Consider the following 22,077-nt stretch of genomic DNA (forward strand, 5'->3'; position numbering starts at 1 on the left):
AGAAGAGTGAATCCGCGCGGCACCTGGCCGGTATTTCAGAATCGATGGGCGTCGGCGTCGATCCAGTCGGTGAGCCAGCTTTGTGGCGGGGAGTCGAGGAGTTCGCCAGGCATGAGCCAGTCGAAGAGATCGGCATACGTCCGGGTTGTGAGGCCGTCGATCCGGCGGTTGAGCATCGCCGGTTCCAGCTGATCGAAGGAGTCGATACCCATCGACGCGATCATCTGTTGCGCGCTTGCGACGGTTGCCTTCTGGAATCGATACACGCGTTCGCTCTTGTCGGGGATGTCGAGGGCGCGGGTGCGGGCCGGGTCTTGAGTCGCAACGCCGACGGGACAGCGGTTGGTGTGGCACATCTGGGCCTGAATACAGCCAACGGCAAACATCATGGCGCGGGCGGCCATCGTGAAATCGGCTCCCTGAATGATGCGTTTGACGATGTCGGAGCCGCTGGCAACCTTGCCGGACGCGCCGACCTTCACGAGACCCCGTAATCCCGTCCCCACCAACGCATTGTGGACCAACATCAATCCCTCGGTCAGCGGCATACCCATGTGGTCCTCGAACTCGACCGGACCTGCTCCGGTTCCGCCCTCGGAACCGTCGACGATGATGAAGTCGGGCGTGACGCCGCGCTCGATCATCGCCTTGCAGATGCCGAGGAACTCACGACGCGAGCCCACACAGAGTTTCAGTCCGACCGGCTTGCCGCCGGACAATGTCCGCAGAGTGTGAACGAAGTCGACCAGTTCGACAGGGGTACTGAATGTGGTGTGCGCAGGCGGCGATATGACGGTCTGGCCGACGGGAACGCCTCGGGTGTCGGCGATTTCGGGGGTGACCTTGACTCCGGGAAGTACCCCACCCAATCCGGGCTTGGCGCCCTGCGAGAGCTTGATCGAGATGGCCTTCACCTGGTCGAGAGCCGCACGCTCGGCAAAGCGGTCCGGATCAAATTGCCCGTCAGCGGTTCGGCATCCGAAGTATCCCGACGCGATTTCCCAGATCAGATCGCCGCCGTGTTTGCGGTGATACGGACTGATGGCTCCTTCGCCGGTGTCGTGGGCAAATCCGCCCTTCGCGGCGCCGGCGTTGAGTGCCTCGATTGCGTTGGCGGACAACGACCCGAAGCTCATCGCGGAGACGTTCAGAAGAGCGATGTCGTACGGTTTGGTGCAATCGCGTCCGCCGAGACGCACTCGCGGAATAGTGTCGGGGGCCTTGCGGGCCCGGATCGAATGTGTCATGAACTCGTAGCCGATTGCATTGACGTCGCGCTCGGTCCCGAACGGTTCCTCGGCCAGAGTGCCTTTGGCGCGTTCGTAGACCAGATCGCGTGTCTCGCGATCGAATGGCGTTCCATCGGTGGATGATTCGACGAAGTACTGCTGAATCTCCGGTCGAATCTTTTCGAGCAGAAAGCGGGCGTGTCCGATGACGGGATAGTTGCGCAGAATGCTGTGCCGCCGTTGACTCAGGTCGTACGTGCCCACCACTGCCAGAGCGAGCGCGACGACAGCGATCACCCACCACCCCGGGACGACGACGCTCGCAAGCGTCGCGGCTCCGAGGCCAACTATCCATATGGCGAGCACGATCAGCATCCGGGTCACACCGCGAGCGTAGGCGCTCACTACGACACGGCAACGCCTGCTTCCGTTAGGTTCTGCAGTAGAGGAACTTAAACCGAATTTTTGGGGGAACGATGACCGAACCGCAGGAACCTAAACCGACTTACGGCGAGACACCGAGTTACGACCAATCGGGCAACGCCGGTCAGCAGTATCAGCAGTACCCGACCGAGCAGTATCCGTCAGGTCAGCAGTACGGCACGCCGCAGCAGTATGCCGCCCCACAGTCCTACGCGCAGCCTCAATACGGTCCGCCGAAATCGAATGCAGGTTGGGCCGTCGCCGCGATCATCTTCTTCTGGCCCGTCGCGTTTGCCGCGTTCAATCATCTGCACGATATCTACCCGAAGTGGGCGATGGGCGATCACCAGGGCGCGCAGTACGCGTCGGAGCGGGTGAAGAAGCTCGGACAGATCGCGCTCTTGATCGCTGTCATCGGATGGATTCTGCTGATCGCGTTCTACGTCATCTTCCTGGTCGCGGTCGTGGCGTCCGTCGACAACTACAACTACAACTGATCACCTGCGGCGACGTGACGGTGGGGCGAGTACCCGTCGCGTCGCCGCGAGGCCGTAGAATCCACAGATCGTGAGCCTTACCCTCGGAATCGTCGGACTGCCCAACGTCGGCAAGTCCACCCTTTTCAATGCACTGACCAACAACGACGTGTTGGCTGCGAACTACCCGTTCGCGACCATCGAACCCAACGTCGGCCTGGTCGAGCTGCCCGATCCGCGGCTGCAGAAGCTCGCCGAGATCTTCGGCTCCGAGCGCATCCTTCCCGCGACCGTGTCGTTCGTCGACATCGCCGGAATCGTGAAGGGCGCCTCCGAGGGCGCAGGCCTTGGAAACAAGTTCCTCGCCAACATTCGTGAAGCTGACGCAATCTGCCAGGTAGTGCGCGTTTTCGCCGACGACGACGTCATTCACGTCGACGGCAAGGTCGACCCCGCCTCCGATATCGAGGTCATCGAGACCGAGCTCGTGATCGCAGACATGCAGACGCTCGAGAAGGCTCTCCCGCGTCTGGACAAGGAAGCTCGCAAGAACAAAGAGCTCAAGCCGGCCCACGACGAGGCACTCAAGGCTCAGGCCTTCCTCAACGAGGGCACGACGCTCTTCAGCGTCAAGGACAAGCTCGACTTCTCGCTGCTGCGTGAACTGAGCCTGCTCACCACCAAGCCCTTCCTCTACGTTTTCAACGCCGACGAGTCTGTGCTCACCGACGCAGCGAAGGTCGAAGAACTGCGCGCATCCGTCGCTCCGGCCGACGCCGTGTTCCTCGATGCAAAGGTCGAGCAGGAACTCCTCGAGCTGGACGAGGAAGACCGCCAGGAAATGCTCGACTCGATCGGTCAGACCGAGCCCGGCCTGCACGCTCTCGCACGCACCGGCTTCCACACCCTCGGGCTGCAGACCTACCTGACGGCCGGTCCGAAGGAAGCGCGCGCCTGGACCATCCACAAGGGCGATACCGCGCCCCAGGCTGCCGGCGTCATTCACACCGACTTCGAGCGAGGCTTCATCAAGGCTGAAATCGTGTCCTTCGACGACCTCGTCGAGGCGGGTTCCATGGCCGCAGCCAAGGCTGCCGGCAAGGTCCGCATGGAGGGTAAGGACTACATCATGGCCGACGGTGATGTGGTGGAGTTCCGCTTCAACGTCTAAATCCGCCGTACTGTCGCAGGGCGATTATGCGCTCGCGTGGGTTATCAGCCGCGCGTATGCATAATCGCCCTGCGGCGTCTGGTCCTCACCCTGCTGGAATTTCGCTGAGCGTCCGACGTGTGACAAACCGCCGCGCTTTCCCCGACAACGGATCGTTGAATTCGAGTTCCCGCGCGAGCAATTGGAGTGGGAGGGAATGATCGTCCGGGGCGTCGGGCAACAGGTCGGGGTATCGCCGGTCGCCCAGGATCCCGGCGCCGAGAGCCGCCAAATGCACCCGCAACTGGTGCATCCGTCCGGATTGCGGACGTAGAACCGTGTGCAGCACAGTACGTCCGGAGGCGCTCACGCCCGTCCCTCGCGCCTCGATCATGGTCTCGGAGTTAGGTTCACGGCTGTCGTCGACGAGGACCCGCAACTCGCCGCGCCGAGCTTCGATGTGGTTGCGGTAGACGAGGGGACCGTTGGATTCGCTGAGCCCCGGTGCGCCCTGGACCCACCAGGGCGGTCGCGCCGACACCGCCTCGTAGACCTTCGTGACCTGCCGCTTCTCGAACAGTGACTGGTACGCGCCGCGCGTCGCGGGGCGGGCCGAGAACATCACCACGCCTGCGGTGCCGCGGTCGAGTCGATGGATCGGGGTCAGATCTGGGTTGTCGAGGCGGACCCGCAGTCGGACAAGCGCAGACTCGCGCAGGTAGCGCCCACTGGGGGTGGTCGGGAGAAAATGTGGCTTGTCGATCACGACGAGGTCGTCGTCGACGTGCAGGATCTCCTCGTGGAACGGCACCGGGTCCTCCGCCGGTAACTCGCGGTAGTACCAGACGAACCGGTGCGCGCTGAGCTCGGTGCTCCGGCAGATCGGGTGGCCGTCGATACCCACGAACTCGCCGTCGTCGAACCGCCGATACAGGTTTTCGGCGTCCAGATGGTCGAACTTCGCCACGACGTACTCGGCGATCGTCGCCCACGGCCCGGACGGTGGGATGCGTAGGCGCGTCGGGCCAACTCCGTTCTTGACGGGCAGCGGTGGGGACATGGACACGCAGGTCATCATCCCATCGACTGCTGATCAGCGGTGATTCGGTGTGGGCCTTGACGGAGACGTCCCCGCGGGGACGCCGAGATCCATCTCGGAGCGGTGGCCACCCAGAGATCTTCGAGTCGAAAATCAGTAGCGCGAACCACAGAAGGGTCCGTATGGGTTCGACACACACGATCGCGGTCGAAAAGCGCTGCGGTCCATACCTTCTGTAGCTCAATTGGTGAGAGCACCCGACTGTGACTCGGGCGACGGCGGATCGTAACCGCCCAGAGGGACTCAGCTCAGATACGCAACGGGGGCTTCGGCCAGAGTCTGAAGAACCCCACTGAATTGTCGTGTGTCCTCGTGTTGCCAGTTTGAGGAAGTTGAATCCGCAGGGCGATTATGCGCTCGCGTGGATGATCAGCCGCGCGTACGCATAATCGCCCTGCGGCGTCGGACATGCGCGTCCGATTCCTACACGCGACGACCCGAGGCCCTCAGCCGGGACAGCTGTTCGACCAACCTGAGGCGATGTTCCCTGAACCTCCGGACTGCATCCCCGTTGCCGGTGAGTTCCGCGTCAGCCAGTAGGTATTCACAGTTGTCCAGCTGATCCGCCAAGGTCATCACCTGAAGTCGCCTTTCATCGCCTGAATAAGTACCGATTCAGAATGCGGGCGGGGGACGGCTGGAGACATCCGCTGAACTACCTATCCAGGTACCTATAACGGCGTCCTCGCCATCGTCGGTAACGATCCAGCGACACCTGCGGTCAAAGTTGCGCATGGTTCGCCTGTTGTCGTAGATACTTCACCGGTGAATCCGACAAAACGGACCGTCCTTTCTGCTGTATCGATGGTGATGCTTGTTGTCGCGGGATTGCTCGTCGCAGCCCCGGCCAGCGGCGCCGAACCGCCCGCCTGGCGATACACAATGGTGGCGTTCAGCAATGCCAGCGATCGCGACATGGATGTATTCGAGTCCGCGGACGGCACTGGATTCCAACTCGTCAAACCGTCGGCGTATCGGCCCCCGTCCGGGCTGGTACGTGATCCGAGCATCTTCCGGAATACAGACGGAATGTATTACCTCACCTACACAACGGGCGGAACGAGTATCGGCTTCGCACGCAGTAGCGACCGCATCACCTGGACACCTCTGGCGAACTATTCACTCCCGTTCTGCTGTGCCTTCATGCCAGGCACCGGGGACGGCACGGGTTCAGCGAGCCCGCCGGGTTTCTCGGGGTCGGCCGGCTTCAGCGACGGCCCGTCGTTGTCACCGTTCGTCACCAAAGCCTGGGCGCCCGAGTGGTTCGTCGACGGCGGCCGCGTCAACGTCATCGTGTCTATGTCGACCGGTGGAGGATTTGTGCCGTATCTGATGACGGCACTGGAACCGTCGCTGCGGTTGTGGAGCCTGCCTGTTCCGCTCGCCGGGATCGGTGCGGACCACATCGACACCACCGTGGTCAAGGTGGGATCGACCTATCATGCGTTCACCAAGAACGAGACGAAGAAGGTCATCGAGCATGCGGTCGCGCCGTCGGCGACGGGACCCTATTCCTTTGTCCCGCCGGGAAATTGGGGCACCTTGGTGGAGGGCCCAGCCTTGGCTCAGTTGCCGGACGGCACCTGGCGGCTCTATCTCGACGCCTATACCGAGGGGAAGTATCTCTATTCCGACAGCACGGATGGGTTGAGCACGTGGTCTGACGCGCAAGAGCTTCCGGGTCTGTCCGGGACGGTGCGCCATATCGGAGTGATGAGAGAGTCGGCGTAGCGGCGCCTACCCGCAGGGCTGCAGATTCAGGCTGCGGGGACGTGCTCCCTGACGTCCTGAGCCTGTGCCGTCATCCAATCAGCCAGCACTTGGCAACCCGTGCGTCCGCTGGCGTCGAAGGCCTCGCTCGCATAGCTGACATGCCGGCCGCCACGGGGGTTCCGGATCTGAAAGCGTCGCCAGCTCACAAGGCTCGGTAGGTATCCGAGGACTTCGAGGAAGGCGGTGCGTAGGCGTCGTAGATCTTTGCGCCATTGGCTCGGGCTGAAGCGAGTCTTCTGCGCGTTCTGAAATGTGTTGCTGCGGAGTAGTTCCCACACCTTGTTCGCCCACACTCGCGCTTGGGTGAAGGACATCCAGCCGGTGAGGTCGGCGATGTCGCGAATGTAGCTGTCGTCGCTGGCATTGCAGATCAAGTCCTGCGGATGCCCGATCCACTTGGCCGGAATCCAGGACGGAATTTCAGGTCCGTCGCCGGCGACGCCGTACCCGTCGCAACCTGGGAGAACCCCCACTGGTTGCTGCGGATCGGAGATCAGCCCGATCCCGATGATGTTGCTGCCGTTCGCTTCTGGCAGGGCGGCGCGAATAACCGAGCATCCCTGGGAGTATCCGATGAGCATGACGGGTCCGCGGACCTCGGCGAGAGCTGCCAAGAGTGCCCGGGCGCCCATTTCGGTGCTCCGGCGAAAACTGGAGCCGCCGTCGGCAACAGGTCCGTACGATGCGGGGTAACTCACCCACTTCGCGTCGAACCGATCGTCGAGTTCACGTGTGACAGCGCTCAGTAGTCCGACAACGTGGGTGCGGGTGTCACCGTCGTACGACTCGCCGGTGCCGCCGACTGCAAAAACCGTTACCTCTGTCATGTTCACCATGGTCTACGGCGATTCTGAGAGGTCTGCGATCAAAGCCTGAGAGAACGCTGGCAATCCCGATATCCTGCAGAATCGTTATAAAGGGCGCACCATCAAAGCTATGACGACGGCATATCGCTCTCGGAAGAAGAAGGTTTCCATCGTCGGCGCCGGCAGTGTCGGCACGGCTATCGCCTATGCGTGCCTCATTCGCGGATCAGCGGACGTACTGGCCCTCTACGACACAAACGCCGCGAAGGTGCGAGCGGAAGTGCTCGATCTCAACCACGGCACTCAGTTCACCCCACCGTGTTCGGTGGACGGTGGTGACGACATCGCGGTCACCGCAGGGTCCGATCTGGTTGTAGTGACAGCCGGAGCCAAACAGAAACCCGGCCAGTCCCGTCTCGAGTTGGCGGCGGTCAACGTCAAGATCGTGCAGACCTTGACGGAGCAACTTCTCTCGCAGTCGCCCGAAGCAATCATTCTTTTTGTCAGCAATCCCGTCGACATCGCGACGTACGCGGCGGTTCAGGCCGCGGGTCGGCCATATCGGCATCGGATCTTCGGATCCGGGACGGTGCTGGACACGGCACGCCTGCGCTTTCTCATGGCGTCGAAGTTGGGCGTGGCGGTCGAGAATGTGCACGCGTTCATCGTTGGCGAGCATGGGGACTCCGAAATTCCTTTGTGGTCCAGCGCCACCATCGGCGGGGTTCCGGCGACGGCATTTGTGGGTCCTTCGGGGAACACACTCGACAGCGCGATCCGTGACGAGGTCGCGACCGCGGTGGTGCAAAGCGCGTATCAGATCATCGAGGGCAAGGGCGCGACCAATCTGGCCATCGGATTGTCGAGCGCCTTCATGGTGGAGGTGGTGTTGCGCGACGAGCAGCGGGTGCTGCCGATTTCGACCCTGCAGAACGGGGTGCACGACCTCGAAGGGGTATGTCTGTCGTTGCCAACGCTGGTTGGTGGCGGCGGAGCCGGCCGAGTGCTGGAGGTGCCGTTGTCGGAAGGTGAACGCGAGGGTCTGCATGCGTCGGCGCGGGCATTGCGCGACGTTCAGGATTCTGTCGGATTGTGAAGTGCTGCCGTGACGTATATCGGGCATATAGGATCGGTTAATGATTAGTTTTCTGATTCGCGCCGCGATATTCCTCGGGTCTGCCGCGGTCGGACTTCTTGTTGCGACGTGGTTGCTTTCGGGGTTTTCTGTGAGCGCGTCGGGTTTCATCACGGCGGTTGTCATCTTTGCGATCGCGCAGTCGGTCCTGTCGCCGTTCATCGCCAAAATGGCTAAGCGCCACGCGCCGGCATTCCTCGGCGGAATCGGGTTGGTCTCGACTTTCGTCGCTCTGCTGATCGCATCGATTTTCGGCGGGCTGACAATCACCGGTGTGTCGACGTGGATTATGAGCACGGTCCTCGTGTGGCTTGTCACGGCCCTCGCGACTCTGCTGCTGCCACTCATCTTCGTGCGTAAGAAAGTTGCGGAGAAGAAGGCTTAGCGATGCACCCGGATATCGGAATGGACTACACAGTCCTGGACTGTCCGGATCCGGCTGCGCTGGCACGCTTCTACGAACAGGTTCTCGGATGGAGAATTGTTCGCGCGGAGGATGATTGGCACGTCATCGAAGGCCTGCCAGGTCAACGACTCGCGTTTCAACTTGCCCCGGGTTTTGTTCCGGTGGACTGGCCGAAGGTGGGTGTGGGAATCCACCTCGATCTCCTGGTAGAGGCTTTCGACCCGGCCGAGGAGTGGGTACTGAGCCTCGGAGCGCAACGCGTCGACGGGATTGCGGAGCATCCGACTTTCCGGGTCTACCGCGACCCGGTCGGCCATCACTTCTGCCTGTGCCTGCGCGATTGAGTTCTGTCTCGACGGCGGCAGCGTCACGGTGGATAATTCCGTCAGACTGATCGCCCCGAGAACTTCTGGAGAGACGACTATGGCTTCACCGAATTCCGACGAGTTTCTTGTCGAACGCTCCGCTGTGATCAATGCGGAGGCTGCCACAGTCTTCGATCTGATCAACGACTTCCACCGCTGGACCACCTGGTCCCCGTGGGAAGGACTGGACCCGGCGATGCAGCGGACATACTCGGGACCGGATTCCGGTGTTGGTGCGTCGTACGCCTGGTCTGGCAACAAAAAGGCCGGTTCAGGCTCGATGAAGATCACCGAATCGGTGCCGGGTAGCCGTGTTGTCTTGGATCTTTCCTTCCTCAAACCGTTCAAAGCGCAGAACGTCACGACGTTTCTTCTCGAACCGCAGGACAGTTCGACTCGGGTGACATGGCAAATGACAGGGAAGAAGAACTTCTTCTTCAAGATTTTCGGATTCGTTTTCAGCATGGACAAGATGGTGGGCAAGGACTTCGAGAAGGGCCTTGCACAGTTGAAAGCCGAAGCCGAAAAGGGCTGATGCCGCGGTGGTACCGTCACCCGGTGTTACGGATGACGCCCACCGACGCCCAAACTTTCTGGATTTCGGAAAAGATCCCCAACGATCAACTCCTGCTGTACTGCTTCGAGGGGCAATCAAAATCGCTCGAGGATGTACGACGCGCGGTCCTCGATCGTGCGTCGTCGATTCCGGATCTGTGCGTGCGGATTCGTGAAGTGCCGTGGCATCTGGATTATCCGCTGTGGGAACCGATGCCGGTCGACCAGTCGTTGGTCGTGACGCATCGACTTCCCGACTCTTCGTGGGAGCAGTGCATCAACGCGATCGAGGTGTTGCTCGAGAACCACGTCAATCCGCGCGCGACACCCTGGCTGCTGCATCTTTTCGAAGGCGTGCGCGGCGCACCGCGCTGCGACGGCCCTGCGTTGATTGCCGTTCTGCAAGTGGCTCATTCGCTGGCGGACGGCAAGCGGGCGAGTGCTGTTGCCCGCACGCTGTTCTCGGCAGACGAGCCGAAAAGCACAGAGATCGACAGACGCTCGATCAGTTCGGTAGAAATACTCGCCCGGGCGGCACTGCGCCTGCCCAGCCAGATCTACCGACTGTTTCGCGACGGCCGCGCGGGTCATCAGGCTCAGCTGCAACTCCAGGCCGATACCGAGTCGGGAGTTGTTGCGCCGCAGGCCCCGAACCGTCCGAAGGTTACCTCGAACATCGCCCCGGATGCGCACAGGCTTGTTCGGATGGTCGTGCGCGACGCGGTGGATCTCCGAGCCGACGGGGTCTCCGTGACAGTGGGGGCGATGACGGCTATCTCGGTGGCCATGACCAACTACCTACTGGCCGCCGATGGCGTCGTTCCTCCTGAGTTGGGCGCGGAGGTCACTATCGCGAAGGATGGAAAACCGAAATCGCGCAACCACTTCCGTAACGCAGGTGTCGGTCTGTTTCCGGAGGTGGCCGATCTTCGCGAGCGAGCCGAACGCATCACGGAATCGCTGGCCGAGCGCCGAGCGCGAGCAGCGCATCCATCCAGTGCGGCGTCGGACCGGGCGCTCGAGACTGTGCCGGGGCCGCTGATTCGTTGGGGCGTGCAGCAATACGACTTCACCGCGATTCCCGAGACGGTGACGGGTAATACGGTGGTGTCGAGTGTTGCTCGCGGAGCCGCGGACTTGGTGTTCGGCGGCGCAGCGGTGCGATTCACGGCAGGGTTTCCGAGCCTGTCGCCGGTCATGTCACTCACTCACGGTGTCCATGGAATCGGTGACACCGTGACCATCAGCATCACAACCAGTCCGTCGGCGATTGCGGATATCGATCACTACGAACAGTTGATGCACGACGCGATCGACGAGGTCCGCGATACCTTTGCGCGACGGGTCTGATGTACTGGCACTATGGGATTCACGCGCGCGGAGTTGGAGTCGTATCGCGACGCCGAGATCGACGATCTGATCGGACCGGGTTGCCGATTGCTGTTCGTGGGTATCAACCCGGGATTGTGGACGGCGGCAACTGGTGCGCATTTTGCGAGGCCGGGTAACCGTTTCTATCCGGCGTTGTTGCGGGCAGGCATCATCGAACGCCCGATAGATCCGTCAGACGGTATGTCGGCAGCAGACACGCAACACCTGATCGATCGGGGAGTGGGCATCACGAATCTCGCTGTGCGGGCAACGGCGCGCGCCGATGAATTGACGCCGGAGGAGCTGGCGGCGGGTGGAGTTCGGGTGCGAAACGTCGTGCAGGACACCAAGCCTGTTGTTGTTGCCTTCGCCGGGATCACCGCCTATCGAACAGCTTTCGGCAACAAGAAAGCCAAGGCCGGCTATCAGGACCATGATTTCGAGGGGGCGAAACTCTGGATCGTGCCCAATCCGAGTGGGCTCAATGCGCACGAAACGGTGGATACGCTCGCCGCTAAATACCGCGATGCGGCCAGGGATGCCGGAATCCTGTAACTGATAGCGGAGTTCGGTAAAAGCGGCGTGAACTAGGCGCTACAGTGCAGATATGTCTTTTCTTTACAATATCTTTGTAGTCATTCATCTGCTCGGTATGGCGGCCCTTGTCGGTAGCTATTTCACAGTCCTGAAGGCTCCGAAGATCACCGAGGTCATGGTTTGGGGCGCGCGCGTCCAGTTCCTGTCCGGTCTCATCATCGTCGGACTCGGCGAAGGCGCCCTGGACAAGAACTACATTCACGCGAAGATCGCTGTGAAGCTTGTACTTTCACTGGCCATCGTCGCGTTGGCGGAGATCACGCGGGCCAGGCAGAAGAAGGGGCAGCCAAACCCCAACCTGGTACACGTGGTCGGCGGACTGTCCGTCGTGACTGTTTTTGTAGCTGCTCTCTGGACCTGACAAACCCACAAACAAGCCCCGGCGAATCGGAATTCGCCGGGGCTCTTTGCTATTGGACTGTCTACAGACCCGGACGCTTGCCGATCGTCAGGGTTACCTCTCCGGTATGGGCAAAGAAGTCGTTGCCCTTGTCGTCTACGACGATGAACGCGGGGAAGTCCTCGACGTCGATCTTCCAGACGGCTTCCATGCCCAGTTCGGCGTACTCGAGGATGTCGACCTTCTTGATGCAGTCGAGGGCCAGACGAGCCGCCGGTCCGCCGATGGATCCGAGGTAGAAACCGCCGTGCGTGTTGCACGCGTCGGTGACCTGCTTGGACCGGTTTCCCTTGGCCAGCATGATCATCGAGCCACCAGCGGCCTGGAACTGCTCGACGTACGAGTCCATGCGACCGGCGGTGGTCGGGCCGAAGGAACCGGAGGCCATTCCGTCCGGAGTCTTGGCAGGTCCGGCGTAGTACACCGGGTGATCCTTGAGGTACTGCGGCATTTCCTCGCCGGCGTCGAGGCGCTCTTTGATCTTGGCGTGCGCGATGTCGCGGGCCACGACCAACGGACCGGTGAGCGACAGACGCGTCTTCACCGGGTGCTTGGACAGCTCGGCGAGGATCTCGGCCATGGGCTTGGTGAGGTCGATCTTGACCGCTGCGCCCTTGCCGGTTCCGGAGATTCCGTCGGTTTCGGAGTCGAGCTGCGCGTCGGTGACCTCGGGCAGGAAACGGCCCGGGTTGAATTCGAGCTGCTCGAGGAAGACACCTTCGGGCGTGATCTTGGCCTTGGCCTGACGGTCTGCGGAGCACGACACGGCAATGGCAACGGGCAGCGAAGCGCCGTGGCGGGGGAGACGGACGACGCGGACGTCGTGGCAGAAGTACTTACCGCCGAACTGTGCGCCGATGCCGATCTTCTGCGTGAGCTCGAAGACCTTCTTCTCGAGTTCGTGATCGCGGAAGCCGCGGCCCGTGATGGCGCCTTCGGTGGGGAGCTCGTCGAGGTAGTGCGCGGACGCGTACTTGGCCGTCTTCATCGCGAACTCGGCAGACGTGCCACCGACGACGATCGCGAGGTGGTACGGCGGGCACGCTGCGGTACCGAGCGAGCGGATCTTTGCCTCGAGGAACTGCATCATCGAGTCGGGGTTCAGGATCGCTTTGGTTTCCTGGTACAGGTAGGACTTGTTTGCGCTGCCGCCGCCCTTGGCCATGAACAGGAATTTGTACGAGTTCTCGTGTCCGGCAGCAGTATCGGCGTACAGCTCGATCTGCGCGGGGAGGTTGTTTCCGGTGTTCTTCTCGTCCCACATCGTGATGGGGGCGTTCTGCGAGTAACGCAGGTTGAGGCGTGTGTAGGCGTCGTACACACCGCGGGCGATGGCCTGCTCGTCGTCACCGGGGGTCAATACGTGCTGTCCGCGCTTGCCCATGACGATGGCGGTACCGGTGTCCTGGCACATCGGGAGAACACCAGCGGCTGCGATGTTTGCGTTCTTCAGGAGATCGAGAGCAACGAACTTGTCGTTGTTGGACGCTTCGGGATCGTCGAGGATGCTCGCCAGCTGCGTCAGGTGGTCGGTGCGCAGGTAGTGGGAGATGTCGTGCAGAGCCGTTTCGGTCAGCAGACGCATCGCTTCGGGCTCGACCTTCAGGAAGGTCCGACCGTCCGGGCCTTCGACTGTCGACACCCCTTCAGTGGTGAGCAGTCGGTACTCGGTGGTGTCCTCACCGATCGGCAACAGGTCCTCATAGAGGAAGTCGGCCATCTTTTCTCCTGAACAAGGGTGCGTGCGAAGGTCTCGTTCAGGTTATCGTTGGGGGTTTTCCTCGATTACGCCGGGCGGTCGGACGGTAGTCGTGACTGGGTCGTTTGCCCTCGAAACGGAACATTTCGGGCAATAATGTCCATCTGTGCTCGGCAACTCGAGGGACGTATTCATGAGAGGTATCCGCATAGCGCGTGCATTGATCGGTGCTGCGACGGCCGCAACCGTTCTCTTTGTCGTGTCGTCGCCGGCAGTGGCCGAGACGGGCGGTCCACGCGTGATCAGCGCCGTACCCGCGGAAGGCCGTCTCGTCGACGTCGTCGTGTATTCACCGTCGATGGATCGCGGAATTCCGGTCCAGGTGCTTCGTCCGGCCGACACGTCGACACCCGCGCCGACGCTGTATCTGCTCAACGGAGTGGATGGTGGGAAGAACGACGCGACATGGTCGGTGCGTACCGACGTGCCGGAGTTCTTCGCCGACAAGCACGTCAACGTGGTCACTCCGTTGGACGGGGCGTTCAGCTATTACACCGATTGGTTGCGGCCGGATCCGGGGCTCGCACAGATCAACGACAACAACGGCGTGAACAGGTGGACCACGTTTCTCACGTCGGAATTGCCGCACGTGATCGACGAGTACTTCGATACGACGGGCGAGAACGCACTCGGGGGGATCTCGATGGCGGGTACGTCGGTGTTGAATCTGGCGATGAGTGCGCCGACGGTCTACAACAGCGTCGCTTCGTTCAGTGGCTGCGCGATGACCAGTCCCGGTCCGGGACAGGATTTCGTCAAAGTGGTCGTCGGGATCGGTGGGGGTAACCCCGAGAACATGTGGGGGCCGTACAACGACCCAGCGTGGGTTGCGCACGATCCGGTGGTGAATGCGGAGAAGCTACCGCGAATTCCGATGTACATCACGACCGCAACGGGCATCCCCGGCCCGTACGACACGTTGGCAGATCCGCGAATCGACAACGACGTCGCGGTGCTGGCAGCGACGCTGGCTCTGGGTGGGGGCATCGAAGCTGCGACACATTTCTGCACAATGCAGTTGGCGGATCGCACCACCGCACTGGGCATGGATAACATCCGATACAACATCAAACCGGCCGGTACCCACTCGTGGGGCTACTGGCAGGACGACCTGCACGATTCGTGGCCGATGTTTGCCGCGTCCCTCGGCTTGTAAGGACTTTTGCATGCGTATGTCTCAGATCGCACTGGCGTGTGCCGTGTCGCTGGCGTCGGTCGTGGCTCTCCCGATCGTTGCGAGCGCGGACGAAGCAGCGCCGCCGGCACAAACCGTGTCCGCCGATGCGTCGCCGCGAATCGCCGCGACCACTTCGGTGTCGGAGCGGGAAGTGCTGCTCGACGTCGACAGTCCGGCGATGGGCCGCACGATGGCCGTGCGGGTGTTTCTCCCGGCCGATAGTTCGGAGCCTCGGCCCGTTCTGTACCTGCTCGACGGAAACTCGGGCCAGATCGAGGACAACAACTGGTTCGAACCGACGAAGGGCAATGCTCGGGAGTTCTTCGCGGACAAGAACGTTTTTGTGGTTGCGCCGATCGGCGGAACCGGAACCATGTACTCCGATTGGCAGGAAGACCACCCGAAATTCGGCAAGCTCAAGTGGGAGACATTCCTGACCAAGGAATTGCCGCCCTTGATCGACGGGGCGTTCGACACCAGTGGGCGCAACGCGATCGGTGGCATCTCGATGGGGGCCGAGGCCGCGCTCATGCTGGCCCAGCGGGCACCGGATCTGTACGACGGGGTAGCTGCCTACAGTGGGTGCTACACGACGGTGGGTGGATTCGGTAAGGCTCTGACGGACCTTGTTGTCATCAACGGAATGGCCACATCGGAGCAGATGTGGGGTCCGGTGGACAGCCCCGCGTGGCGCGAGCACGACATCTTTGCCAACGCGGACAAGCTTCGCGGCACAAAGGTGTACCTGTCATCGGGCACAGGATTGCCGGGTCCCCACGAAACACTCGAGACGCCCGACCTTGCTCGGGTCGTTGTCGTCGGTGGTGTCATGGAACTTGGCGCCAATCTGTGTACCGACCAGATTTCCGGTGTGCTCCGCAGTCACGGCGTCGACGTCACGCGCAGCGCGCAACCGGTGGGCACACACGGTTGGCCGTATTGGTCCGACGAACTGGCGCGTTCCTGGCCGGTGATCGAGTCGGCTCTGTTCGACTGAACTACCCGATGATTTCCGGCGGCCGCGACGGTCTATCCCTGTGAAGACCGTCCCGACCTAAGGAGTAGTCATGCCCTCGATCACCCCGTGCCTGTGGTTCGACACGCAAGCGGAGGAAGCAGCACAGTTCTACATCTCGGTTTTCGGCAAAGGGAAAATCATCGGAATCGAGCGATACGGCGAGGGATCGCCGTCCGGTCAACCGGCAGGGTCGGTCATGACGGTGGTGTTCGAACTCGACGGACAGCGGTTCACCGGGTTGAACGGCGGACCGATGTTCAAATTCTCGGAGGCGGTGTCGTTCGAGATTCCGTGCGCCGACCAGGCTGAAGTCGACCACTACTGGTCGGCTCTGACCGAGGGCGGTGAGGAAAGCCAGTGCGGTTGGCTCAAGGACAAGTTCGGTCTGTCGTGGCAGGTGGTGCCGAACCGATTGATCGAATTGATGCAGGATCCCGATCGCGCAAAAGCCCAGCGTGTGATGGACGCGATGATGCAGATGAAGAAGATCGACGTGGCAGAACTCGAACGTGCCGCACTCTGAGAGTCGACTGTGAGTGTCGACGCAAACCTGGCGGGCACATCAGCGCCGTCGGTACACTTGAATGAGTGAATTTTCAGCTAACTGCGGCGATGGGTGACGGCCTTATATGAGTTTTTCAACCGTGTCCGATGCTGCTGTCCTGAACACGGCCCCGTCTACCTCGCGTCCTCGCGTCCACGCGTACATCGACATCGCGGTGGTCATCGCGGTTCTGGTGGGAACCAATCTGATTGCGCACTTCACCACGGTGTGGGCGAGCATCGCGACGGTTCCGATCTCGGCGCTTGTGCTGCTCGCGATGAGCAAGCGCAGAGGGCTGGGCTGGGCGGAGTTGGGCCTGTCCCCGAAGCATCTCAAAAGCGGTTCGAAGTACGCACTCATCGCAGTCGGACTTGTTCTGACTGTCGTGGCCGTCGGCGCGTTGCTACCGCTGACCAGGCCGTTCTTCATGGCTGATCGTTACGCAACCATTTCGGGCGCCATCATCGCGTCGATGATCATCATTCCCCTGCAGACCGTCATTCCGGAGGAATTGGCCTTCCGCGGTGTCCTGCACGGGACGCTTAACCGGGTCAGTGGCTTCCGGGGCGTCGCCGCAGCGGGTTCGTTGACGTTCGGGCTGTGGCACATCGCGTCGTCGATGGGTCTGACCAGTGGAAACGCGGGGCTGTCCGGCTTCCTCGGTAATGGGGTCGTCGGACAGATCGCCGGTATTCTCGGCGCGGTTCTGGCCACCGCAGCGGCCGGTCTCGTCTTCACCTGGCTTCGCCATCGAAGTGGCAGTCTTCTTGCGCCCATCGCATTGCACTGGTCCCTGAACGGCGCGGGCGCTTTGGCCGCAGCGTTCGTGTGGCACGCCACCATGAACTGATCCGGACAATTCGAACGCGCGGTATCGCCGCGACTGTGATTTGCTCAATGAGTGATACAGCTGCATCGGGGCCATATCTTCCACATTTCCGGTAGCCCGACGGTCGAGGGCGCGGCCGACGCGCTCGTCTCCCTCCCCGACGGTGTGCTCGCGATCGACGACGCCGGTGTTGTGGCTTTCTGTGGTGAATTCGACGCGTTGCCGCAGCATCTGCACGGCGGCGACGTCCACGATCATCGCCCAGGGTTTCTGCTCCCCGGATTCATCGACACTCACGTTCACTTTCCGCAGATCTACGCCGGTGACGCCTACGGCGGTGGACAACTACTCGAGTGGCTCGATCTCTGCGTGTTCCCCTCGGAATCACGATTGGCCGATCCGGAATTTGCCGCGCACGCCGCTGCCGCGTTCTGCGCTCGCCGGATAGCCACCGGAACTACCGCGGCAATGGTCTTCGGTTCCGCTTTTCCGCATGCGCAGGACGCGCTGTTCGCGGAAACTCAGCGAACCGGGCTTCGCCTCGTCAGCGGCCGTGGCATCCAAACCACGGGGCCCGAATCTGCAGCCGCGCTCATCACGTCCGAGGACGACGCGATCACGCTGACCCGCGACGAGATCGATCGGTGGCACGGTGCGGACACCGGTGACGTTGACACTGCTCTCCTGCACGTTGCCGTCGTACCGCGGTTTTCCCTGGCCGTGACGGCGGAGACCTTGAAGAATCTGGGGGAGTTGTACGACTCGGTGCGAGGCCGTGGCGTGTACTTCCACAGTCACCTCAACGAGAACAACAGGCCGGGCACAGGCGAAGTGGCGACGACGCTCGAGCGTTACCAGGTTCAGTCGTACCTCGATACGTACGACGGCAAGTTCCTGCCAGGCTCCGAAGTCGGTGGCAAGTCTTTCCTCGGACCCCGCGCAATTCTTGCGCACTCCGTCCACTGCCAGGATTCCGAATTGGCTCGGATGGCGGAGACCGGGACGTCGATTGCTCATTGCCCGACGTCGCAGCAGTTCCTCGGTTCCGGCACGATGCCGTGGAAGCGAACGGTGGCGGCGGGAGTCAACATCGCGATCGGTTCGGACTTCGGCGGCGGCGACGAATTCCTCCTGTCGCGGGTTCTGGGCGACGCTTTCAAAGTGCACATCTCGGAGGAGGGCGACAGCGCGCTTTCGCTCCACCCGGCCGAATTGCTGTTCACGGGAACACTGGCCGGAGCGCGTGCGCTGGACATGGAGAACCGGATCGGAAACCTCGACGCCGGTAAAGAGGCAGATTTCCTCGTCGTTGATCCGGCCGGGTGGCCGGCGCTGGGCAGTCTGATCAACTTCGGCACGCGGTCGCCTGATCCGATTCTGGCGCGTGATCAAACTCTGTTCGGATTGTTGATGGCGATGCGTGAGCCGGCGATCTCGCACGTGTACGTCCAGGGTCGCAGGGTGTCGACCTGACGTGTCCGGTTCGGCGACGGTTGTCACGGCCTATCACCGCCCCGAGAACGGTGGCGACGAGCTGTTCGCTGAGTGGGCCGCTCAGGCCGTCGTAACGGCAAAATCGGCTCGGGGTTATCTCGGCAGCGCAGTCAGTGACGGTTCAGAGCTTTCCGATTACGGTGTGTCCCATACCTTTTCCGGCGTCGACGAGCTGCATGGCTGGCTCGACTCTCCTGAGCATGCACGCGTCGTGGAGGACGGTGTGGCGCGCGGGGTCCGGGCCAAGAGTTCGGACCTTGTCCTGGTGGACGATGCTGTGCCGCCGCCCGGCATCGGCGTGTACGACCACACGGTTGTCGCCGGACGGCAAGACGAATTTCTGCGGACCCAGCATCGCCTGATCGCGGAAAGTTCGCGTTTCTCGGGGTACGAGAGTGCATTGCTGCTGTGCTCGACTGCCGATGCGACGCGGTGGCAATCGGTTCTGCGCTTCCGGACGGAACCGCAACTGTCCGCGTGGATGCGATCGGAGCAGCGGGCGGCGGTGTTGCCTGCGCTTCGCGAGGAGTTGGCGGAAGACTTCACCGAATCCGTGCGCTCGACCCCGTTCGGCACGATCTTGCGCACCGAGAACGGGCAGACGCGGGCGACTCCGAACTGGAAGACCGCGATGATCATTCTTCTGGTCCTCTACCCGACAGTGATGACGTTGTCGCGATTTCTCGGTCCGGTGCTCGACGGGATCGGCGCACCGCCCTGGCTGTCGATGTGGCTGAGCCAGATCGTCAGCGTTGGGGCGATGACGTGGTTCCTGATGCCGGCGGCGACGCGTCGGTTCGGTCGATGGCTCGACCCGTTCGACGGAGCGAAACTACGCACGAACGTCCTCGGCACCGCCGCTGTCCTGGCGATATATGCCGGGACGCTCGGGCTGTTCGCTTCCGTGAAGTGGTTGCAGTTCTGGGACTACTTCGACTGAATCCTGCCGCGCCGGAAGTACGTGATCGGTCCGAAAAAGTTGATCGCGATGATCGCTGCCCATTTGGCCTTACTGCCGTTGACCGCCGCACGATCGCGCTTCGCGAGATCGGCCCAGGCGGCGATTGCCAGAATCGACTGGATCGACCCCATCACGATCACAATGCGTCGTTGGCGCGGTGAGAGTTCACTCCATGACTTCTTGTTGCGGCTCATGACATCAACTGTGCCCGATGCGTCTGCAACGGCCCGGACATTTGGTGTGAATAGCATCACGTTCTGGGAGGTCGGGTTTGTTTCGGGCTTCGTTTCGATCGGACTCGACAGGCATCAATGTTCTGTTAATCGCAGCCGTGGCTGAAGAGTTGCGCGGCATGGCGTCCGTGCGCCGATCGGCCTCGCGGGGAATCGTCCCATTCCTGGTCAGGGCGGCGCTAGTGCTGAAACAGGAACAATTAAGTTAGGCTTACCAACATCATTTGGCCGAATTGAGAGATTGCGAAGTAATAACCACTAATGGAAACCGTGTTCGGATATCGTTAAAAATAGGGCGAATTATCTCGATCGGATCACGACTCCTGGGCGTTACCTGTGAATATGCGTTTGCCGCCTAGGTCCGAAGATGTAACGTCCCGGACACATTTGGTGTCGCGGAAGTAACGGAAGACCTCTAGTCTTAGCCCAGCAGGTCAGCAAGAGGGCCTGTTAGACCACTGATGTTTCATCTTCGACAGGAGTTAACACATGACCAGCGCTGAACTCTCGGGCCAGTTCTCTTTCATCACCGACTTCCTCAGCAACGCATCTGACCTGTTCAGTGCTCTGACGTTCTTCACGTCGCTCAGCTGATAACTTCCGGCCGCTACGGCCGATGACGATGGCCCTCGAAACGAAAGTTTCGGGGGCCATCGTTTTTGTTGTCGCTGGTCACGGCGGTGGTGTGGCTGGTGTTGGTCAAGTGCAAGGCGGTGGCCTTGTGACTGTGGTGCAATCGAGTGAATAAAGAAACTCGACTTTCCGCCTAGATCGGGCGGGATACGCCGATGATCGGAGCAGTGTGCACGTCTCACGAAGAAGTTTGTTCAAGTACGCGGCCGCAGGTTCTGCCGCCGCTGGACTGGCCGCGCTCAGTGGCACGGCGACGGTGGCCAATGCCGGCTCGCTCGGAACTCTGCTCGACTACTCCGCCGGGGTCCCGTCGGCGCAGTCGATTCGGGCGGGCGGCTACGCGGGCGCGATCCGCTACGTATCCGACCGCCGCCCTGACGCAAACTGGATGGTGGGGAAGCCAGTCAAAGCGGGTGAAGTGAACGCTCTGACAGCAGCGGGACTGCAGGTCGTGTCCTGCTATCAGTTCGGAAAAAGTGCGACGGCCGATTGGCGTGAAGGCCGCGAAGGCGGCAAGAGGCATGCAACACGGGGCCTCGAATTGCACCGTCAAGCGGGTGGACCCGAGGGGCGTCCGATCTACGCGTCCATCGACGACAACCCGTCGCCGGCCGAGATCAACAACCTCATCAGGCCCTATCTCGAGGGATGGGCGTCGGTGGTCGGCAATCAGAATCTTGGTATCTACGGAAACACCGGCGTGCTCGACGCGATGATCGGCGTGGGGGTCGGAACCTGGTACTGGCAACATAATTGGGGCTCGCCGAAGGGCTACGTCCATCCTCGGGCGCACCTGCATCAGTTCGAGATCGACAAGCGCACGGTCGACGGTATCGGCGTCGACCTGAATTCGATCCTTGCCCTCGACTACGGGCAGTGGTCATTGGCCGGTTCGATCGTGCCCAACATTCCGATCGGCTCTATCGCACCATAGCGCCGAATTTTGCCAACCAGGCGCGGGCATCCTCGGGAAGGTTGCCCGCGGCTTCGGCGGCCAAGCACCAGGCTTTGGTCATCGCCAGGAAATTCATCGGGTTGTATGCGTCTTCCTCGCGGGAGAACAGTCCGTCTCCGGCGTAGTGCAGGATCGTGATGTTCGCGGCGCCGTGAGTGGATCCGTCGCCCGGGTCTTCCATAGGATTGTCGATTTCGCAGATGATCCACCCGCGCTCCTCGTCGATCACGTACCAGTTTGCGGGGAACTCCGTCATGCGTTTTCCCGGGAACTCGGTCATCGTGCGGGTAACCCACTTACGCACGGCCTCACGGCCGTTGAGGGTCCCGAAGGCATGCTCGACGTAGACGACGTCCTCGGTGAACATGTCGGCAAACGCATTCCAATCGCCGCTGCGCGTGCATTCGACGACGGTGTTCTGGAAACTTGCAAAGGCCTGATCGAGTTCAGCGCGTGTCCATGCCATGTGTGACTCCTCGGGTAGACGACCGAGTCAAATTAGAACATGTTCTCGTGTCCGAGAGGTGCGGATTCGGCCGATCTTGTGTTGCGGTACCGTCGTTGACGGGTCGGGACCCGTATTTGCGAGAGGAAATATTTCATGGAGTTTCTCATCGACTTCATCTACACCCTGCTGTCGAAGCTGCAGATTGCCGGCAGTATCGAAGGCTCTTCGGAGAAGTAGCACC

General features: G+C 61.5%; 23 protein-coding genes and 1 tRNA gene. 18 read left to right on the top strand and 6 right to left on the bottom strand.

The window, feature by feature from the left end; translation table 11 throughout:
* Nucleotides 1-35: 35 nt before the first annotated feature.
* Nucleotides 36-1,613, bottom strand: a complete 1,578-nt coding sequence (locus R4P64_RS20550; protein WP_033234612.1) for an FMN-binding glutamate synthase family protein — start codon at nucleotides 1,611-1,613, stop codon at nucleotides 36-38.
* A gap of 92 nt (nucleotides 1,614-1,705) precedes the next feature.
* Between R4P64_RS20550 and R4P64_RS20555 the strand changes: the two genes are divergently transcribed.
* Entirely contained in the window at nucleotides 1,706-2,149 is a 444-nt protein-coding gene (locus tag R4P64_RS20555) for a CD225/dispanin family protein (protein WP_033234489.1), read from the top strand.
* Between the two features lie 70 nt (nucleotides 2,150-2,219).
* Nucleotides 2,220-3,299 (top strand): redox-regulated ATPase YchF, encoded by a 1,080-nt coding sequence (gene ychF / locus R4P64_RS20560; RefSeq protein WP_033234488.1) that lies wholly within the window; start codon nucleotides 2,220-2,222, stop codon nucleotides 3,297-3,299.
* Between the two features lie 85 nt (nucleotides 3,300-3,384).
* Here ychF and R4P64_RS20565 read toward each other — a convergent pair whose 3' ends face one another.
* Entirely contained in the window at nucleotides 3,385-4,356 is a 972-nt protein-coding gene (locus tag R4P64_RS20565; protein WP_317822458.1) for a pseudouridine synthase, read from the bottom strand.
* A 190-nt stretch (nucleotides 4,357-4,546) separates the two neighbouring features.
* On the opposite strand from R4P64_RS20565, the gene R4P64_RS20570 reads away from it, so the two are divergent.
* A tRNA-His gene (locus R4P64_RS20570) sits at nucleotides 4,547-4,619 on the top strand.
* A 562-nt stretch (nucleotides 4,620-5,181) separates the two neighbouring features.
* Entirely contained in the window at nucleotides 5,182-6,108 is a 927-nt protein-coding gene (locus R4P64_RS20575; protein ID WP_317822556.1) for a glycoside hydrolase family 43 protein, read from the top strand.
* Between the two features lie 26 nt (nucleotides 6,109-6,134).
* On the opposite strand, the gene R4P64_RS20580 is transcribed toward R4P64_RS20575, so the two are convergent.
* Nucleotides 6,135-6,977, bottom strand: a complete 843-nt coding sequence (locus R4P64_RS20580) for a PE-PPE domain-containing protein (protein ID WP_033234611.1) — start codon at nucleotides 6,975-6,977, stop codon at nucleotides 6,135-6,137.
* A 109-nt stretch (nucleotides 6,978-7,086) separates the two neighbouring features.
* On the opposite strand from R4P64_RS20580, the gene R4P64_RS20585 reads away from it, so the two are divergent.
* The 7 genes from R4P64_RS20585 to R4P64_RS20615 all read left to right on the top strand — a co-directional run bounded on the left by R4P64_RS20585 (nucleotide 7,087) and on the right by R4P64_RS20615 (nucleotide 11,746).
* Nucleotides 7,087-8,052: an L-lactate dehydrogenase gene (locus R4P64_RS20585; protein ID WP_317822460.1), complete on the top strand. Its 966-nt coding sequence runs from the start codon at nucleotides 7,087-7,089 to the stop codon at nucleotides 8,050-8,052.
* A 40-nt stretch (nucleotides 8,053-8,092) separates the two neighbouring features.
* Complete coding sequence (locus tag R4P64_RS20590; RefSeq protein WP_033234484.1) at nucleotides 8,093-8,476, top strand: phage holin family protein; 384 nt, start codon at nucleotides 8,093-8,095, stop codon at nucleotides 8,474-8,476.
* A gap of 20 nt (nucleotides 8,477-8,496) precedes the next feature.
* Nucleotides 8,497-8,841, top strand: coding sequence for a VOC family protein (locus R4P64_RS20595; protein WP_258190642.1), 345 nt, complete (start codon nucleotides 8,497-8,499; stop codon nucleotides 8,839-8,841).
* 79 nt (nucleotides 8,842-8,920) lie between these two features.
* Nucleotides 8,921-9,397: an SRPBCC family protein gene (locus tag R4P64_RS20600; RefSeq protein WP_092807175.1), complete on the top strand. Its 477-nt coding sequence runs from the start codon at nucleotides 8,921-8,923 to the stop codon at nucleotides 9,395-9,397.
* Between the two features lie 32 nt (nucleotides 9,398-9,429).
* Nucleotides 9,430-10,767 (top strand): WS/DGAT domain-containing protein, encoded by a 1,338-nt coding sequence (locus R4P64_RS20605; protein ID WP_317822463.1) that lies wholly within the window; start codon nucleotides 9,430-9,432, stop codon nucleotides 10,765-10,767.
* A gap of 12 nt (nucleotides 10,768-10,779) precedes the next feature.
* Nucleotides 10,780-11,343 carry a mismatch-specific DNA-glycosylase gene (locus tag R4P64_RS20610; protein WP_317822465.1) on the top strand — a complete coding sequence of 188 codons (564 nt, stop codon included), beginning with the start codon at nucleotides 10,780-10,782 and terminating at the stop codon, nucleotides 11,341-11,343.
* A gap of 52 nt (nucleotides 11,344-11,395) precedes the next feature.
* Nucleotides 11,396-11,746, top strand: a complete 351-nt coding sequence (locus tag R4P64_RS20615) for a hypothetical protein (protein ID WP_095888522.1) — start codon at nucleotides 11,396-11,398, stop codon at nucleotides 11,744-11,746.
* A gap of 61 nt (nucleotides 11,747-11,807) precedes the next feature.
* Here the strand turns inward: R4P64_RS20615 and R4P64_RS20620 are convergent, their stop codons facing one another.
* Nucleotides 11,808-13,505, bottom strand: a complete 1,698-nt coding sequence (locus tag R4P64_RS20620) for a fumarate hydratase (protein ID WP_045069433.1) — start codon at nucleotides 13,503-13,505, stop codon at nucleotides 11,808-11,810.
* 172 nt (nucleotides 13,506-13,677) lie between these two features.
* Here R4P64_RS20620 and R4P64_RS20625 point away from each other — a divergent pair, with 172 nt between their 5' ends.
* The 6 genes from R4P64_RS20625 (at nucleotide 13,678) to R4P64_RS20650 (ending at nucleotide 19,546) form a co-directional block, all read left to right on the top strand.
* On the top strand, nucleotides 13,678-14,700 hold the full coding sequence (locus R4P64_RS20625; RefSeq protein ID WP_045069435.1) for an alpha/beta hydrolase: 1,023 nt from the start codon (nucleotides 13,678-13,680) through the stop codon (nucleotides 14,698-14,700).
* A gap of 10 nt (nucleotides 14,701-14,710) precedes the next feature.
* The gene (locus R4P64_RS20630; RefSeq protein ID WP_317822466.1) at nucleotides 14,711-15,718 is read left to right on the top strand and encodes an alpha/beta hydrolase family protein; all 1,008 of its coding nucleotides are present in this window, start codon (nucleotides 14,711-14,713) and stop codon (nucleotides 15,716-15,718) included.
* A 70-nt stretch (nucleotides 15,719-15,788) separates the two neighbouring features.
* Nucleotides 15,789-16,262, top strand: coding sequence for a VOC family protein (locus tag R4P64_RS20635; protein WP_317822468.1), 474 nt, complete (start codon nucleotides 15,789-15,791; stop codon nucleotides 16,260-16,262).
* A 106-nt stretch (nucleotides 16,263-16,368) separates the two neighbouring features.
* The gene (locus R4P64_RS20640; RefSeq protein WP_033234475.1) at nucleotides 16,369-17,133 is read left to right on the top strand and encodes a CPBP family intramembrane glutamic endopeptidase; all 765 of its coding nucleotides are present in this window, start codon (nucleotides 16,369-16,371) and stop codon (nucleotides 17,131-17,133) included.
* A 51-nt stretch (nucleotides 17,134-17,184) separates the two neighbouring features.
* Nucleotides 17,185-18,585: an amidohydrolase family protein gene (locus tag R4P64_RS20645; RefSeq protein ID WP_045069441.1), complete on the top strand. Its 1,401-nt coding sequence runs from the start codon at nucleotides 17,185-17,187 to the stop codon at nucleotides 18,583-18,585.
* Nucleotide 18,586: 1 nt separating this feature from the next.
* Nucleotides 18,587-19,546, top strand: coding sequence for an antibiotic biosynthesis monooxygenase (locus R4P64_RS20650; RefSeq protein ID WP_033234473.1), 960 nt, complete (start codon nucleotides 18,587-18,589; stop codon nucleotides 19,544-19,546).
* Here R4P64_RS20650 and R4P64_RS20655 read toward each other — a convergent pair.
* On the bottom strand, nucleotides 19,534-19,761 hold the full coding sequence (locus R4P64_RS20655) for a PLDc N-terminal domain-containing protein (protein WP_033234609.1): 228 nt from the start codon (nucleotides 19,759-19,761) through the stop codon (nucleotides 19,534-19,536). The genes R4P64_RS20650 and R4P64_RS20655 overlap by 13 nt on opposite strands.
* Nucleotides 19,762-20,602: 841 nt before the next feature.
* On the opposite strand from R4P64_RS20655, the gene R4P64_RS20660 reads away from it, so the two are divergent.
* A complete protein-coding gene (locus tag R4P64_RS20660; protein WP_033234472.1) occupies nucleotides 20,603-21,367 on the top strand; it encodes a DUF1906 domain-containing protein in 765 nt (254 codons plus the stop codon).
* On the opposite strand, the gene R4P64_RS20665 is transcribed toward R4P64_RS20660, so the two are convergent.
* Nucleotides 21,354-21,854: a nuclear transport factor 2 family protein gene (locus R4P64_RS20665; RefSeq protein ID WP_317540898.1), complete on the bottom strand. Its 501-nt coding sequence runs from the start codon at nucleotides 21,852-21,854 to the stop codon at nucleotides 21,354-21,356. The two genes, R4P64_RS20660 and R4P64_RS20665, sit on opposite strands and share 14 nt — an antisense overlap.
* Nucleotides 21,855-22,077 lie beyond the last annotated feature (223 nt).

It is taken from the genome of Rhodococcus sp. IEGM 1366, assembly GCF_033142425.1.
In the GTDB taxonomy this organism is placed as follows: Bacteria; Actinomycetota; Actinomycetes; order Mycobacteriales; family Mycobacteriaceae; genus Rhodococcus_F; species Rhodococcus_F globerula.